Consider the following 15,447-nt stretch of genomic DNA (forward strand, 5'->3'; position numbering starts at 1 on the left):
ACCGCACCCGTCAGAGCGCCGCGTGCCGGTGCCAGGAGCCGAAGTCCGCTGCGACCGTCGCCGCGAGATGCTGGTAGGCCTTCAACGTGGCGGGTGCGACGCGCTCCAGGTCCACGACGGCGCCCTCAGCGAGGTGGCGGTCGTACGGGATGGTGTGCACGGCGCGGGCGCGGGAGGCGAAGTGGTCGGCGACCTTGGCCATGTCGATGGTCGGCTTGCCCGGCGCGGACGCGGAGACGACCACCACGGCGTTGGCGGCGAGCTGGTCGTAGCCGTGCAGGTTCAGCCAGTCCAGGGTGGCGGAGGCGGACTGGGCCCCGTCGAGCGCCGGCGAGGTCACCAGCACCAGCGCGTTGGCCAGATCGAGCACGCCGGCCATGGCGGAGTGCATCAGGCCTGTGCCGCAGTCGGTGAGGATGACGTTGTAGTGGTGCTGCAGGATGTCGATGGCGCGGCGGTAGTCGTCCTCAGAGAACGCCTCGCTGACGGCCGGGTCGCGCTCGGAGCCGATGACTTCCAGGCGCGAGGATGCCTGGTTGGTGTAGGCGCGCACCTGGGGGTAGCGCTCCGTGCCCGGCGCCTGCAGCAGGTCGCGGATGGTCGCCGGCGGCGCGGTGGCAGCGCGCTGGGCCAGGGTGCCCAGGTCCGGGTTGGCGTCGATGGCGATGACGCGGTCGCCGCGGGTCTGCGCGAACACGCCGCCGAGCGCGACCGTGGTGGTGGTTTTGCCCACGCCGCCTTTCAGGCTCATCACGGCGATGCGGTAGTCGCCGCGCAGGGGTGCCCGGATGGCGTCGAAAAGCTGCTGCTGCTCCAGCTCCCGCCGGGAGCCTCCCGGGTTGATGCGGCCGCGCGTGGCGGAGTGGATGAGTTTGCGCCAGCCCTGCTTGGGCGGCGCCTTCACCGGGTCCACCAGGTTGGACTGGTCCAGCACTGCGGGCGGTGTGAGCTCAAACCCGGCATCGGTGTCGATGGACGGCTCGAAATAGGTAGTCATGGTTTCCCCCAATTCCCCCTCGAATGGTTTCGCGCCACAGCCTAGAGCAAACCCGCCCACCCTGCAGCGCAACAAACTTACCGCAACGTAGGTTACACTTGTCGCCAACTTGTTTTGCCCAACTAACAACAAGGAGGATTTCCGTGGGAGCCTTTGACACCAAAGCCTGGATCGACCACTACGCCGAGTGGACCGACCCCAACCCCGACATCGGGACGGACACCCTGGTCAGCTGGTTCAACCAGGCGGTGGCCATGCAGCCGAAGAGCACCGCCACCTGGTTCATGGGCAAAACGCTTACCTACAGCCAGCTCAACGAGCAGGTCGCCCGCGCCGCCGCAGCACTAACGCAACTCGGCGTGCGCCGCGGAGACCGCGTGGCCGTCGCGCTGCCGAATTGCCCGCAGCACGTCATCGCCGTCACCGCCATCCTGCGCCTCGGTGCGACCGTGGTGGAGCACAACCCGCTCTACACCGCGGCAGAACTGCAGCCGCAATTCGAAGACCACGGGGCGCGGGTAGCGATTGTCTTTGACAGGGTGGCGGAGACGTTTTCGTCGTTAAGCAGAAGCACCCAGCTTGAGACCGTGGTGGCAGTGAACATGCTCGAGGAAACCCCGCTGCACCTGCGCGCGGCGCTCGCGCTGCCCATTCCGCCGGTGACCAAGCTGCGCGCCGAGCTGACCAAACCCGCCCCCGGCGCGATGCCGTGGCGCGAGTTCATGCGCCAGCGCTCCCGCTCCGTGCACTTCCCGCAGATCACTCAGGACGCCACCGCGTTCATCCTTTACACCTCCGGCACCTCGGGCAGGCCCAAGGGCGCGCCGCTGACGCACGGCAACATCATCGCGGTGCTCAAGGCCGGCATGGAGTGGATGGAGGATTGGGGCGCGGTGCGCGAGAAGGTCCTCGGCGTGCTGCCAATGTTCCACATCTACGGCCTCGCGCTGAACTACGCGCTGCCGCTGAGCATCGGCGCGGAAATGGTGCTTGTGCCGGCGCCGAAACCGAAGCTCTACCAGGCCGCGATCACCAAAACGCGCCCCACAGTGCTGCCGGGCGTGCCCACCCTCTACGACAAGATTGTCGAGTGGGCGGTGGAAACCAACGCGGACCTGTCGTCCATCCACACCTCCGTCTCCGGCGCGTCCACCCTGCCCGTGGAAACCATCGAGCGCTGGGAAAACGCCACCGGCGGGCGCCTGATCGAGGGCTACGGGCTGACCGAAACCGCCCCGATCCTGGCCGGCAACCCCCTCGACGGCACGCGGCGGCCCGGCTACATCGGCCTGCCGTTTCCCAACACCGAGATCCGCATCGCCGACCCCGACGACCCGTCGCGCACCATGCCCGACGGCGAACCCGGCGAGCTGCTCGCGCGCGGGCCCCAGGTCTTTTCCGGCTACCTCAACAGCCCCGAAGCCAACGAGCGCGCGTTCCACGACGGCTGGTTCCGCACCGGCGACATGGCGGTGATGGAGCCGGACGGCTGGATCAAACTGGTCGCGCGCATCAAGGAAATGATCATCACCGGCGGCTTCAACGTCTACCCCGACGAGGTCGAAGGCGTGATGCGCAACCACCCGGACATCGAGGACATCGCAGTCGTGGGCCGCCCGCGCCCGGACGGCTCCGAGGATGTCGTCGCCTGCATCACGCTTATCGACGGCTCCGCCCTCGACCCCGACGGCCTCAAGGCCTACGCCCGGCAGCGCTTGACCCGCTACAAGGTCCCGCGCGACTTCTACCACTTTGACCAGCTCAACAGGGACCAGACCGGCAAGATCAGGCGGAGGGAAGTGCGCGACACGCTACTGCAGTTGCTTACGCAACCGTAGGTTACGGGCGGCAAAGCGCGTAGGGTGGTGCGCATGGCTCTCACCCCATCCAACGTCAACGACGTCAAACCCTGGCTGCAGTACTACCCCGAGTGGACCGCGCACTCGCTGGAATACGGCGAGAAAACCCTCGGCGAGCTGTACAAAGACAACCTTGCAAAGAACGTCTCCCGGATCGCCACCCGCTTCTTCGGCCGCACCCAAACCTTCGGCGAGCTCGACCGCGAGGTGCGCCGCGCCGCCGCCGGCCTGAAAGCGTTCGGCGTGCGCCCCGGCGACCGCGTGGCCATCATGCTGCCCAACTGCCCCCAGCACGTCGCCGCCTTCTTCGCCGTGCAGATGATCGGCGGCGTGGTGGTCGAGCACAACCCGCTCTACACCGCGCACGAGCTTCGCCCCCAGTTCATCGACCACGGCGCCCGCGTCGCCATCGCCTGGGACAAAGCCGCCGACACGCTGGAGAAGCTGCGCGCGGACACCCCGCTGGAAACCGTGGTCAGCGTGAACATGACCAAGGCCATGCCGCGCGCTCAGCAGCTCGCCCTGCGCATCCCGCTGCCCAAGATCCTGGAGGCCCGTGGAGCGCTCACCGCCACCAGCAAGAACACCTCCCTGCACACGGTGCCCTGGGAGTCGCTGACCAGCTCTGCCATCGGCGGATTAGGCGCCGACCTGAAAACGCCCGAGGAGGTCACCGCGGACTCCACCGCCGTGATCCTCTACACCTCCGGCACCACCGGCACCCCGAAGGGCGCGGCGCTGTCGCACCGCAACCTCATTGCCAACCCGCTGCAGGGCCAGGCCTGGGTCAAGGAGCTGCAAGAAGGCAACCAGCGCATGCTGGCCACCCTGCCGTTCTTCCACGCCTACGGCCTGACATTCTCCCTGACGCTGACCATGCTGGTCGGCTCCGAGCTCGTGCTCCTGCCGGCACCGAAGACGGACCTGATCATGAAGGCCATCCGCATCACCCCGCCCACCTTCATCCCGGGCGTGCCTACCGTCTTCGAGCGCATCGTGAAAACGGCGAAGAAGAAAAACGTGGACCTCTCCGACGTCAAGATCGGCTTCTCCGGCGCGTCGTCGCTGCCCTCTGAGGTCATCGAGGACTGGGAGCGCGCCACCGGCGGCCGCCTCGTCGAAGGCTACGGGCTCACCGAAACCTCCCCCATCATCGTGGGCAACCCCGAATCCGGCGACCGCCGCCCCGGCTACATCGGCATCCCCTTCCCCGACACCCAGATCCGCATTGTCAACCCCGACAACCCGGACGAGGACATGCCGTTCGGCGAAGCCGGCGAGATCCTGGCCAAAGGCCCCCAGGTCTTCTCCGGCTACTTCAACAACCCCGAAGCCACCGAAAAGGTCTTCCACGACGGCTGGTTCCGCACCGGCGACATGGGGATCATGGAGGAAGACGGCTTTATCAAGCTGGTCTCCCGCATCAAGGAGCTCATCATCACCGGCGGCTTCAACGTCTACCCGGCCGAGGTCGAGGAGGTCATCCGCACCCACCCGGACGTCGCCGATGTCGCGGTCGTGGGCCGCCCGCGCGAGGACGGCTCCGAGGATGTCGTCGCCTGCATCGTGCTTAACGACGGCTCCGCCCTCGACCCCGACGGTCTCAAAGCCTTCGCCCGCGAGCGCCTGACCCGCTACAAGGTCCCGCGCACCTTCTACCACTTCGACGAACTGGCGAAGGACCAGATGGGCAAGATCCGCCGCCGCGAGGTGCGCGACGACCTGCTGTCCAAGCTCGCCGAGCGCTAGCGCTTCAGCGGCGCGGCCGCGGCGGAGGCGGGGCTGGAGCACGGAGCGGGCTGGGCCCGACGCCTAGAGGCCGACCCAGACGGGCTCGGGGTGCAGCTCCACCCCGAACGCGTCGCGGACCTGCGCCTGCACGCGGCGGGCGAGGTCGACGATGTCGGCCGCGCGGGCGTTACCGCGGTTGGTCAGGGCGAGGGTGTGCTTGGTGGACAGGCGCGCCGGGGCGTCCTCTCCGGGGAAGCCGCGGTGGCAGCCGGCGCGCTCGATGAGCCAGGCCGCCGAGAGCTTCTCTTTGCCGTCGCCGGCGGCGAAGCGGGGCATGGTGTCCTCCCCCACCTGGGTGGCGATCTCGTCGGCAAGCGCGGACGGCACCACGGGGTTGGTGAAGAACGAGCCGGCGGACCAGGTGTCGTGGTCGGCGGCGTCGAGCACCATGCCTTTCGCCCGGCGCGTCTCCAACACGGACTCGCGGGCCTCAGCCAAGGAAACGCGCGCCCCGCCCAGGTGGCGCAGGGGGATGGACTCGTCGGTCTTTTCCAGCTGCAGCTCAATCTCCAGCACCACGGCGCGCGAGGTGAACTTCAGGTTGGAGTACCGGTACGCCAAATCCAGCGACGACGCAGGCACCCACTCGTCCACGCCCGTCTCGCGGTCCCAAAGCCGCACGCGGGTGAGCACGTCGGCGATCTCCGCGCCGTAGGCGCCCACGTTCTGCACCGGGGTCGCGCCGGCGGAGCCGGGGATGCCGGACAGGGCCTCGATACCGCCGAGTCCGTGCTCCACCGCGTAGGCGACAACTGCATCCCATTCGGTGCCGGCTTGGGCGCGCAACCGGAGGTCGTCGATAAGCGAGATGCCCTCGTTGCGCACAAGCACCGCCGCGAGATCGAGATCACCGTCCGCGACGACCAGGTTGGAACCGCCGCCGACGACCAGCAGCGGGGTGCCGTCGCGGTCGAGCTTGGCCACGGTTTCGGCGAGCTCGTCGGCACTATGGCACTCGTAGGCCGCGGCCGGGGTACCGCCGACGCGCAGCGTGGTCAGGGAGGCGAATGATGGGGCAATCACGTCCACAACGGTAGTCTGTGAGCCATGACTGCACGTAGTGAGATCACTGTGACCATCAACCAGCCGATCGAGAAGGTCGCGCAGGCCTACAGCGCCCGCGAATACTGGGAGTTCATCGCCGAGAAGCTCTCCCCGGAGCCGGGCGAGCTCAACGAATTCGCGGACAATACCGCCACCCTGTTTGAGATCCTGCCGAAGTCCATTCTCCCGGAGGCCGCGCAGGCCATGGTCTCCCAGGACCTGAAGCTCAAGCGCGTGGTTACCGTCGGCGAGCTGGACGGCGACACCGCCAAGCACACCATGACCGGCGACGTGAAGGGCACCCCCGTGGACCTGGGCGCCGAGTACACCGCCACCCGCGACGGCGAGGCAACCAAGCTCGACTATGAGCTCGAGGCGAAGGTGAACATCCCGTTCATGGGTGCCGCGCTGGAGCCGAAGGTGGCCGACGCGCTCGAGGAGATCGTGGAAAACGAGGCGAAGCTGACCGAGCAGTGGATTAGCGAGAACCTCTAATTCCCCACTACCACAACCTGCGCGCCACCCCGGGTGCCGCCGGCAAGCCCTACGGGGTGATCACCCGCGGCACCACCGGGGTGAATCGTTTGCGCAGGTCAGACCGCTGGACCCGCTTTAACCCGCGGGTCCAGTCCCTTTTGCGCTCCGCCGCCGCGCCGCTGGCGGTGGACGTGGGCTACGGCGCATCCCACACCACCACCGTGGAGTGGGCCGGGTGGCTGCGCCAGATCCGCCCCGACATCGAGGTCGTGGGGCTGGAGATCAACCCGGAGCGCGTCCTGCCGCCTCGCGACGGCGTCCGCTTCGAACTCGGCGGCTTCGAGCTCGCCGGCTACCGCCCCCACCTGGTGCGCGCCTTCAATGTGCTGCGGCAGTACGACGTGGACCAGGTCCCGGACGTGTGGCGCACGGTGTGCGCGGTGCTTGCCCCCGGCGGCCTCTTCATCGAAGGCACCTGCGACGAGCTGGGGCGGCGTTGCGCATGGCTGCTTCTCGACGCCTCCGGTCCCCGCACGCTGACCTTGTCCTGGGACCCCTTCCACACGTCGAAACCCTCGGACGTGGCGGAGCGGCTGCCCAAGGCGCTGATCCACCGCAACGTGCCAGGCGAGCCCATACACCAGTTCCTGGCCGACGCCGACGCGGCCTGGGAGCGCGCTAGCGGCTGGGCCCCGCACGGCCCGCGCGTGCGGTGGCGCCACTCCCTCGAAGACCTGGCCCGGGACTGGCCGGTGCACCCCCAACGGCGCCGCTTGGCCGACAATTTTGTCACTGTGGATTGGCTGGCAGTCGCTCCTGCTTCGTAAACTGGCCCGCATGAAAACTGCGTGGAAAGTTGTCCTGTCGATCATCGTGGCGGTGCTGCTGCTGTTCATCGTGGCGGAGGCAGGCATCCGGGCGTTCGTCGCCCACCAGGTCACCTCCCAGGCCCCGGAGGGCACGTCGGTGTCCTTCGGCGCCAGCCCCGTGACCATCGGCCTGCTCGGCGGGAAGTTCCCCCACATGACGGTGGACCAGCAGTCCGACCTGCAGATCAACGGCGACCAGATCACCGGCAACCCGGCGTCCGTGGTGGACATGGACAACGTGCGCCTCAACAACGGCGAGCCCGTGGCCGAGTCCGTGCGCCTAACCACGGAGCTGCCCAACGACTTCGTGCGCGCCATGCTGAACCAGCAGATCCAGGATCAGATCGGCGACAACTTCCTCGCCAACGTGATCACGGTTTCCGACGTGGTGTCCAACGAGGAGGCCGGCACGTTTTCCATCGTGTTCACCTCAGGTGCCGCGGGGATTGAGCTGCAGCCGGAGATGCAGGACGGCCAGCTGACGTTCAAGGCCCGCAGCACCGAGCTGTTCGGCTTCGCCTTGCCTGACGACGTCGCCGACGCCATCAGCTCCGCCATGTCCCAGGGCGTCGCACAAGAGGCCACCGGCGGGATGAGCGTGGAAGACTTCACGGTCATCCCCGGTGGCCTCCGGGTTACGGTTTCAGGCGAGAACGTCAACTTCAAGGAGCTGCAGGACATGCAGCAGTCCCAGCAGCTGCCGGGCCAGCCGGAGCAGGCACCCCAGCAGCCCGAGCAGCCCGAGTCCCAGCCGGCGTAGCCGCCGCTGCGGCGCGCCTCACCAGCCGTAGTCGCCGTTTACAATGCGCTGGATCTGCGGGCGTACGTCGAAGAAGTAGATGCCGATGGCCACTGCGCCGAACCACGCGATGAACGGGAAGCGCAGCAGGCACGCCAACGCCGCCAGCACCAGGATGCCCACCCAGGCGCCCTTGGACTGACGGTTCGCCGCCTCGAAGGCGTCAGCGCGCGTGGTGGCCGCCATGACAGCCCCGACGATGCCGGCGATGCCCACCACCACCATCAGCACCATCCCGACGCGGGACGGCAGCATCATGATCTGGTGAATTTGGCTGACAGCGGCGGTATCCATGGCGTTTACTTCAGGTCCTCGACGTTGACGGTGGTGTCGTTCTTGGTGTTGTCCACAACTTCGCCGTCGATGATATCGCCGCCGGTCTTCTCGCCAGCGAACTGGTCCTGGACGCGCTGCACCAGGCCCTCGAAGCGGGCGCGCAGGTCGTCCACGGTGCCCTCAATGCCCTCGGTCTGGGTGCTGTCGAGGCGCTCGTTGAACGCGGCGCGCGCATCGTCGATAGTGCTGCGCAGCTTCGCCTTCACGTCGTCGGTGAACTGCAGGTCGCGCTCGCGCAGGCTGTTGAAGAGCTTCTCCGCCTCGTCCGTGAAGTTGGTGGCGGCGCCGCGCACCTCGCCCTCGGTGTTCGCGTTGCTCAGGTTCTGGCGCGCGTCCTCCGTGGCGGTCTTAAAGCGGTCCGACAGCTCGCCGGTGGCCCTCGTCAGCGCCGCACCGATAGCGGAGCCAGCGGACAGCAGCGCGTCGCCGGCCTCGCGGAGGTTGTTGCGCACCTCGTCGCCTGTGTTGTTTTCGGTGTTGTTGTTGAGGTTGGTGTTCTCGGTCATCATTCGCTCCTTCGCTAGTAGAAGATCAGTTGCGAACCAGTGTAAATAGCTAGCCCGGCCAGTGCACCGACGATTGTGCCGTTGAGGCGGATGAACTGCAGGTCTTTGCCCACCATGAGCTCAATTTTCTCCGCCGCTTCCTCGCCGTCCCAGCGCTCGATGGTCTCCGCAATGATGCCCACGATCTGGTCGGCGCCGTTGTCCGCGGCGAAGTGCGTGGCCTTCTCCAGGGCCCGCTCTGCGTCGGCGCGCACCGCAGGGTCGTCGACAAGCTTTCGCCCCCACTCGCGCGCCGAAGCAGCAGCTTTACGACGAAGCCCGCTTCGCCCATCCGACGCCTGCGCCACAATCGACGCCGAGATTTGCTCCCAGATGCTGCCCGCCGCGGACGTGACCGCGCCGGAGCCCATGATGTCGGCTTTGAGCGCCTCCACCCGCGAGATCATCTCCCCGTCGAACTGGAGGTCCTGGGCGAACTTGTTGATCTGGCGGCGGATCGCACGGCGCGCCTCGTGGTGCGGGTTGGTGTCCACGTCCTCCATGAACGCGACCATCTCGTCGTAGACGCGCTGGCCCACCAGCTCCTTGGCGAACCGCGGGGCCCAGCGCGGCATCCGCTCGTCGATCATGGTGACCACGGTCTCTTCCATGCCGTCGACCTTGCGGCGACCCCAGGCGACAATGTCGTCCACCACCGGGTCCACCTTGCCATCCGCGATCAGCCCCTCCAAGGTGCGGCCCAGCGGCGGGCCCCAAATCGGCTCGGCCAAACGGTCGATGAGCTGGGTGTTGATGAACGCCTCCGCCTCCTTCGGATCGATGCCCTCGACCATGCGGACGGTGAACTTGCCGGCCTCCTCGCTGACACGCTCCGCGTTCTCCGGCTTGGCAAGCCAGCGCCCCACCCGCTCCGGGATGCCGGCAGCCATGACCTTGTCGGTAATCGTGCGGGCGTTGAGGAAGTTCTCGGACACAAAGTCGCTGAGCACCCCGGCGACCTGGTCCTTCTTCCGCGGGATGATCGCGGTGTGCGGGATGGGGATGCCCATCGGGTACGTAAACAGCGCGGTGACGGCGAACCAGTCCGCCAAACCGCCGACCATGCCCGCCTCCGCGGCGGCGCGGACGTAGCCGATCCAGGCCGCGCCGTTGCCCTGGGACTGCGCCCACGAGCACGACAGGAACACCACCGCCATCAGGCCCAGAAGACTGGTCACCGCGATCTTGTGCTTGCGCAGCACGCGGCGGCGCTCGTCCTCGTTTGTGGGGGTGGGCATCATGGAAAGCTGCTCGCTCATGCCCATGATTAAAGCAGGCGTGCCGACACGGGCACGAAAAATGCCCCCTCCGCAGGTGGAGAGGGCATTTTGCGGGAAGCGCTACGCGGCTAGTTCACGCGGCCGGTGCGCTTGCGGTAGGCCTTGTAGTCCTTGCGGCCCACGACGATCAGGATGGCGCCGAGGATGGCGGTGACCACTGCCTCGACGATGCCGAGGATCAGCAGGCGCTGGGCCAGGTCGTGGGTCTGGGAGCCGAAACCGTAGACCATCGCGCCGGCACCCCACACGGCCAGACCGATGCCGAAGAGGGTGGACAGGATCAGGCCCATTGCAACCCAGGTGGAGTTCCGGGTCAGGGAAGAGTGCGGAGCACTCAGCGACACCGGGTCGTAGCCGTCGATGTAGGTGTCATCGATGCGGCCGACGTACTCCGGGTAGGACTCGTTGCGGATATCTGCAACTGCGGTGGAACCCATTGTTCTTGTTTCCTTCTTCAGCTTCGGTGTGACTTCAGCGTGAGCTGCTGCGATGGTTCGAGTATACGACAGGACGCGTGGTCGTCCCTAGTCGTCGCCGCCCTTGAAGGCGGCGCGGGCGCGCTCGGCGTTGATTGCGCCGACCGCATCCAGCGGGATACCAGCCGGGCACACGTCGGCGCACTCGCCGTACAGCGAGCAGTGGCCGAAGTTGGTCTCCAGCTCGTCGACCATCTTGCGGGCGCGGCGGGAACGCTCCTGCTTACCCAGCGGCAGCAGCTTCAGGTGCTTCAGCTTCGCGCCGGTGAACAGGTGCGCAGCGCCGTTCGGGCACGCAGCCACGCACGCGCCGCAGCCGATGCAGGCCGCGTAGTCGAGCGCGGTCTCCGCGTCGTGGTGGTTGACCAGCAGGGTGTCAGCGTCCGGTGCAGTGCCGGCGTTGACGGAGACGTAGCCGCCCTGCTCCATCACGCGGTCCAGCGCGGAGCGGTCCACGGCGAGGTCCTTGATCACCGGGAACGCGCCGGAGCGGAACGGCTCGATCTTCAGGGTGTCGCCGTCCTTGTAGTTGAACAGGCGCTGCAGGCAGGCAGTGGTGTTCTGGCCTGCGCCGTGCGGGCGACCGTTGACCAGCAGGCCGCAGGTGCCGCAGATGCCCTCGCGGCAGTCGGAGGCGAAGACGAACGGCTCCTTGCCCTGCTCGACGTAGGTCTCGTTCACGTGGTCGAGCAGCTCCAGGATGGACATCTGCTCCACAGCGTCATCGACCTGAACGGTCTCGAAGCTGCCCTCGGTGTCAGGACCAGCCTGGCGCCAGATTTCAAGTGTCAGTTTCATTACTTGTAGTTCCTTGCCATCAGCGGGATCGAATCAAAGTGCAGGGGTTCTGCGTGGCGGATGAACTGGCCTTCTCCGGCCGGCTCCCAGGCCGACACGAAGCACCAGTTATCGTCGTCACGCTCTGCCTCGCCGTCATCGGTGAGGTGGTCCATACGGTAGTGCGCACCGCAGGACTCGTCGCGGTCCAGCGCGTCGATGCACATGAGCTCGCCGAGGTTGATGTAGTCGACGAGGCGCAGTGCAGCCTCCAGCGTCTGGTTCATGTCGTTCGGGGAACCCGGGATTGAGATGTTGGTCCAGAAGTCCTCGCGCAGGGCGCGGATCTTGCGGATGCCCTCCTCCAGGCCCTCCACCGTGCGGGATACGCCACAGTGCTCGTAGAGGATGTCGCCGAGCTGCTCGTGGAAGTGCTCCGGGCCGTGCGGCTCCGGGCCGCGGATGGACATGATGCGCTCGATGCGCTCGGTGACGTCAGCCACCACGTCCTGGGCTTCGCGGGAATCCTCGGCCAGCTTCTCCTCGCCGAGGTGGTCGGCCAGGTAGTTCGGCACCGTGAACGGCAGGGTAAACCAGCCGTCCACAGAAGCGGACAGCAGCGAGTTCGCGCCCAGGCGGTTCGCGCCGTGGTAGGTCCAGGAGCACTCGCCGGCGGCGAACAGGCCGTCGATGGAGGTCATCTCGTTGAAGTCCGTCCACAGGCCGCCCATGGTGAAGTGGACGGTCGGGGCGATACGCATCGGGGACTTGTACGGGTCCTCGCCGGTGGAGTCCTCGTACATCTCGAACAGGTTGGAGTAGCGCTCGCGGATGGTGTCCTCGCCGAGGCGCTCGATGGCGTCGGAGAAGTCCAGGTACGCGGAGTTGTGCAGCGGGCCCACGCCGAAACCGGCGTTGAGCTGCTGGGAGATCGCGCGCGAAGCCACGTCGCGAGGCACGAGGTTGCCGAAGGCCGGGTAGCGGCGCTCCAGGAAGTAGTCGCGCTCCTCCTCCGGGATGGTGTTCGGGTCGCGGTCGTCGCCCTTTTCCTTCGGGGTCCAGATACGGCCGTCGTTGCGCAGGGACTCCGACATCAGCGTCGTCTTCGCCTGCCACTTCGCGTTGACCGGCAGGCCGGTCGGGTGGAACTGCACGAAGCACGGGGACGCGAGGTACGCGCCGCGCTCGTACGCGCGCATCATGGCGGACGAGTTGGAGTTCTTCGCCAGCGTGGTCTTGTGGTACACGTTGCCGTAACCGCCGGTGGCGAGGATGACAGCGTGGCCGGTGAACGGCGCAATCTCACCGTTGATCAGGTTGCGGGTGACAATGCCCGCGCAGTGCTTCTTGCCGTCCTTCTCGGTGATGATCAGGTCCATCAGGTCGTGGTGGGTGAAGATCTCCACGTTGCCCAGGTGGATCTGACGCTGCAGCGACGACGCGGTGGACAGCTGCAGCTGCTGGCCTGTTTGGCCGCGGGTGTAGTAGGTGCGGGAGACCTGCACGCCGCCGAAGGAGCGGGTGGCCAGGGTGCCGCCGTACTCGCGGGCGAACGGAGCGCCGATGGCGTTCATGTGGTCGATCACGCGGACAGACTCGACGGCCAGGCGCCAGCAGTCGGACTCGCGGCAGCGGTAGTCGCCGCCCTTGACGGTGTCCTTGGTGTGGCGGTAGGCGCCGTCGTTGTCCACCTTCTTGCCGCGGGCGGAGTTCACGCCGCCCTGGGCCGCAATGGAGTGCGCACGGCGCGGGGCGTCGTGGTAGGTAAAGGCCTTGACGTTGTAGCCGAGCTCGCCCAGTGCCGCGGCCGCGGCGCCGCCGGAGAGGCCGGTGCCGACCACCAGGACGGTGAACTTGCGGCGGTTCAGCGGCGAGACCAGGTTCATGTGGTCCTTCTGGTGCTGCCACATGTCCTTCATGCGAACCTCGTCGCGGTTCGGCTCGTTGGACTCGAGGACGTTGCCCGGGGTCACGCCTGCAGCTGCAGACTCGGGCTGGCGGAAGCCGCCGGTGCTCTGCTGGCCCTGTGCCTCAGCGGAGGTCTGCTCCCCGCCGTTGGAACCCTGGGCCCCGGAAAGACCGGAAATAGAGGTAGTCATAGTTGTTCTCCTAAAAAGCCGTTACCTGGAAAAATCCGGGACCCAGCCGAACGCGATGGCGAGCGGCATGACAACGTTGCCTGCGACAACGATGAACGGGAGGATGTACGCGAGGATGACCATCAGGCCCTCGCCGCGCTTGCCCAGCCAACCGAGGTCGGACACCGCAAGGTAGATACCGTGCGTCAGGTGCAGCAGCAGCGCCAGGTTGGCAACCACGTACACCAGCGTGACCCACCAGCGGCCCGGGGCAAAGGTGGCGAGCAGGTTGTTGCGCACCGCACCCTGGACGAACTCGTCGGAGGCGACAGCCTGGCCGAGAGTCAGGTCCAGCAGGTGGAAGATGATGAACAGCAGCAGGATGATGCCGGTCCAGATCATCGACTTCGTGGCGGTGGACTGCCACCCGCCCATCAGGTTGGTGCGCTTGAAGCGGCCGCGGGACGCGTTGGAGCGGGCGCGCAGGGTGAATGCGCCCCACACGTGCAGCACCAGGCAGGCCAGCAGGATGATGCGGAGAATCCACAGGAAGCCCTCGCGTGGGAACAGCGGCTCGCCGATCGTGCGCAGGAACTCGCCGTAATCGTCGATCGGCGCGGAGCCGTCGGCGTTCAGCGGCATGAAGATCTTCAGGTTGCCCACCATGTGGCCGAGGACGAACAGGCCGAAGATCAGGCCAGTGATCGCCATGGTCAGCTTGACGGCCCACGTGGGGTAGGACGGCCGCTCGCGCAGCGGCTTCTCAGTAATTTTTCCGTGACGAATGGCTTCACGGTCTGCGTTTTGTACAGTCATGGCACCTCCAGTGTCGCTAATACTCTAAGAGATAGCCCCCGCTCATACACACCGGATTGCCAGGTTGCCCGAGACACCCCCTAGCCTCAACCCCCACTTGAGCCCTTCATCCAGCGCACCACATTGAATGTGACCTTCGTCACCGCATTGCCGATCCACCTTAGACCCCACATTCTCCACCCCGTTCAGTGTCAATCTTTGGTTGGTTAGCCCCACCTAACCTCAACGCCAACTCCGTTCGCCGAAAATCTGTACCCTGGCTGCCATGGCTATCGACAAGAACACTGAAAACAAAGCAACCCGCCAGATCGACGCTCCCGCAGCCGAGATTTTCGACATCCTCTCCAACCCCGAGCGCCACGCCGAGACGGACAACTCCGGCATGGTCGTCTCCGCCGACCAGGGCGAGCGCCTGAAGAACGTCGGCGACACCTTCACCATGAACATGACCAAGGAGGACGGCGACTACCAGACCGTCAACGAGGTCTTCGCCATCCAGGACGACCGCATCATCGGCTGGAAGAACGTGGAAAACACCACCGCAGAGGTGAAGGTCGGCGCGAAGTGGCTCTACGAGCTCGAGCCGATCGACGCGGACAACACCAACGTCACCCTCACCTACCAGCGCGATGAGCTGGAGGAGAACCTCCTCGCGATGACCGAGAAGTTCGACGACGACTTCCTGGCCAAGTCCCTCGACTCCCTCGCCGAGGCAGTGGCAGGCGCATAAGCCTTCGCTTCTCGACGTCACCAAAGGCGGCCCGCCGGACCCAGCGCCCGGCCGGCCGCCTTTCCCATGCCCGCCGCTTCGCCAACCGTCCCCGCACCGACCCCGTCCCCACACCAGCCCCGCCCGCTCTCCTGATCTGCTAGTTCCCCAAATTTGCGAACTAGCAGATCAACTGTCCAACTTTTCGTTTCCGCAGGTGATATCGGCAACGACTTTCACTACGGGCAAGATCTGCTAGTTGCCCGAAGGAGGGCGGGGCGGGGAACTAGCAGATCTGCCGCTGAAGCAGCCCAGCCGTGCCACCCTCGCCGCCGGGGCTGGTCCCACTCCGGCCCTGCGCTGATCGTCTAGCGGTGTCGAAGCGCTGCTAGACGGTCACGCTGGTAATGAACATCAACTTCATTACGAACTGGGGAAATACAATCGGGGATTGCTGATCGTCTAGCAGGGTCGTGTTATGTCTATGGACATTTTGGACGCGGAGTCTGGTCACTTATTGGACATGGAGTCTGGTGACTTATTGGACACGGAGTCCAATGGCTTTTTGGACACCCTCCTAGTGGTGGTCTTATT

General features: G+C 66.3%; 15 protein-coding genes. 6 read left to right on the forward strand and 9 right to left on the reverse strand.

Going from position 1 to position 15,447, the window contains the following annotated elements; translation table 11 throughout:
• Positions 1 to 10 precede the first annotated feature (10 nt).
• On the reverse strand, positions 11 to 997 hold the full coding sequence (locus MHY23_RS09965) for a MinD/ParA family protein (protein WP_239307418.1): 987 nt from the start codon (positions 995 to 997) through the stop codon (positions 11 to 13).
• A 143-nt stretch (positions 998 to 1,140) separates the two neighbouring features.
• Here MHY23_RS09965 and MHY23_RS09970 point away from each other — a divergent pair, with 143 nt between their 5' ends.
• Positions 1,141 to 2,835 carry a long-chain-fatty-acid--CoA ligase gene (locus MHY23_RS09970; protein ID WP_239307419.1) on the forward strand — a complete coding sequence of 565 codons (1,695 nt, stop codon included), beginning with the start codon at positions 1,141 to 1,143 and terminating at the stop codon, positions 2,833 to 2,835.
• 33 nt (positions 2,836 to 2,868) lie between these two features.
• Positions 2,869 to 4,605, forward strand: coding sequence for a long-chain-fatty-acid--CoA ligase (locus MHY23_RS09975; RefSeq protein WP_239307420.1), 1,737 nt, complete (start codon positions 2,869 to 2,871; stop codon positions 4,603 to 4,605).
• A 63-nt stretch (positions 4,606 to 4,668) separates the two neighbouring features.
• Here MHY23_RS09975 and MHY23_RS09980 read toward each other — a convergent pair whose 3' ends face one another.
• Entirely contained in the window at positions 4,669 to 5,670 is a 1,002-nt protein-coding gene (locus MHY23_RS09980) for a UDP-N-acetylmuramate dehydrogenase (protein ID WP_370645847.1), read from the reverse strand.
• Positions 5,671 to 5,694: 24 nt separating this feature from the next.
• Here MHY23_RS09980 and MHY23_RS09985 point away from each other — a divergent pair, with 24 nt between their 5' ends.
• From MHY23_RS09985 to MHY23_RS09995, 3 genes are read left to right on the forward strand one after another with little or no spacing between them, the layout of a single operon-like run.
• Entirely contained in the window at positions 5,695 to 6,186 is a 492-nt protein-coding gene (locus MHY23_RS09985; RefSeq protein ID WP_239307422.1) for a DUF2505 domain-containing protein, read from the forward strand.
• A complete protein-coding gene (locus tag MHY23_RS09990; RefSeq protein WP_239307430.1) occupies positions 6,186 to 6,995 on the forward strand; it encodes a class I SAM-dependent methyltransferase in 810 nt (269 codons plus the stop codon). Before MHY23_RS09985 ends, MHY23_RS09990 begins: the two co-directional genes overlap by 1 nt.
• Before the next feature lie 10 nt (positions 6,996 to 7,005).
• Complete coding sequence (locus tag MHY23_RS09995; RefSeq protein ID WP_239307423.1) at positions 7,006 to 7,797, forward strand: DUF2993 domain-containing protein; 792 nt, start codon at positions 7,006 to 7,008, stop codon at positions 7,795 to 7,797.
• An 18-nt stretch (positions 7,798 to 7,815) separates the two neighbouring features.
• Here MHY23_RS09995 and MHY23_RS10000 read toward each other — a convergent pair whose 3' ends face one another.
• From MHY23_RS10000 to MHY23_RS10030, 7 genes are all read right to left on the reverse strand, one after another.
• Positions 7,816 to 8,091, reverse strand: a complete 276-nt coding sequence (locus MHY23_RS10000) for a DUF2516 family protein (RefSeq protein ID WP_181890039.1) — start codon at positions 8,089 to 8,091, stop codon at positions 7,816 to 7,818.
• 44 nt (positions 8,092 to 8,135) lie between these two features.
• The gene (locus tag MHY23_RS10005) at positions 8,136 to 8,678 is read right to left on the reverse strand and encodes a CGLAU_01105 family protein (RefSeq protein ID WP_239307424.1); all 543 of its coding nucleotides are present in this window, start codon (positions 8,676 to 8,678) and stop codon (positions 8,136 to 8,138) included.
• Between the two features lie 14 nt (positions 8,679 to 8,692).
• Entirely contained in the window at positions 8,693 to 9,976 is a 1,284-nt protein-coding gene (locus MHY23_RS10010; protein WP_239307425.1) for a DUF445 domain-containing protein, read from the reverse strand.
• 89 nt (positions 9,977 to 10,065) lie between these two features.
• Positions 10,066 to 10,434 (reverse strand): hypothetical protein, encoded by a 369-nt coding sequence (locus MHY23_RS10015; protein ID WP_181889686.1) that lies wholly within the window; start codon positions 10,432 to 10,434, stop codon positions 10,066 to 10,068.
• An 87-nt stretch (positions 10,435 to 10,521) separates the two neighbouring features.
• The gene (locus MHY23_RS10020) at positions 10,522 to 11,271 is read right to left on the reverse strand and encodes a succinate dehydrogenase/fumarate reductase iron-sulfur subunit (RefSeq protein ID WP_181889685.1); all 750 of its coding nucleotides are present in this window, start codon (positions 11,269 to 11,271) and stop codon (positions 10,522 to 10,524) included.
• Positions 11,271 to 13,349, reverse strand: coding sequence for a fumarate reductase/succinate dehydrogenase flavoprotein subunit (locus tag MHY23_RS10025; RefSeq protein ID WP_239307426.1), 2,079 nt, complete (start codon positions 13,347 to 13,349; stop codon positions 11,271 to 11,273). Before MHY23_RS10025 ends, MHY23_RS10020 begins: the two co-directional genes overlap by 1 nt.
• A gap of 21 nt (positions 13,350 to 13,370) precedes the next feature.
• Complete coding sequence (locus MHY23_RS10030; RefSeq protein WP_181889683.1) at positions 13,371 to 14,144, reverse strand: succinate dehydrogenase cytochrome b subunit; 774 nt, start codon at positions 14,142 to 14,144, stop codon at positions 13,371 to 13,373.
• 265 nt (positions 14,145 to 14,409) lie between these two features.
• Between MHY23_RS10030 and MHY23_RS10035 the strand changes: the two genes are divergently transcribed.
• Positions 14,410 to 14,874, forward strand: a complete 465-nt coding sequence (locus MHY23_RS10035) for an SRPBCC family protein (protein WP_239307427.1) — start codon at positions 14,410 to 14,412, stop codon at positions 14,872 to 14,874.
• Positions 14,875 to 15,447: the final 573 nt, after the last annotated feature.

The organism is Corynebacterium sp. ACRQP, from assembly GCF_022345915.1.
Taxonomy (GTDB): domain Bacteria; phylum Actinomycetota; class Actinomycetes; order Mycobacteriales; family Mycobacteriaceae; genus Corynebacterium; species Corynebacterium lehmanniae.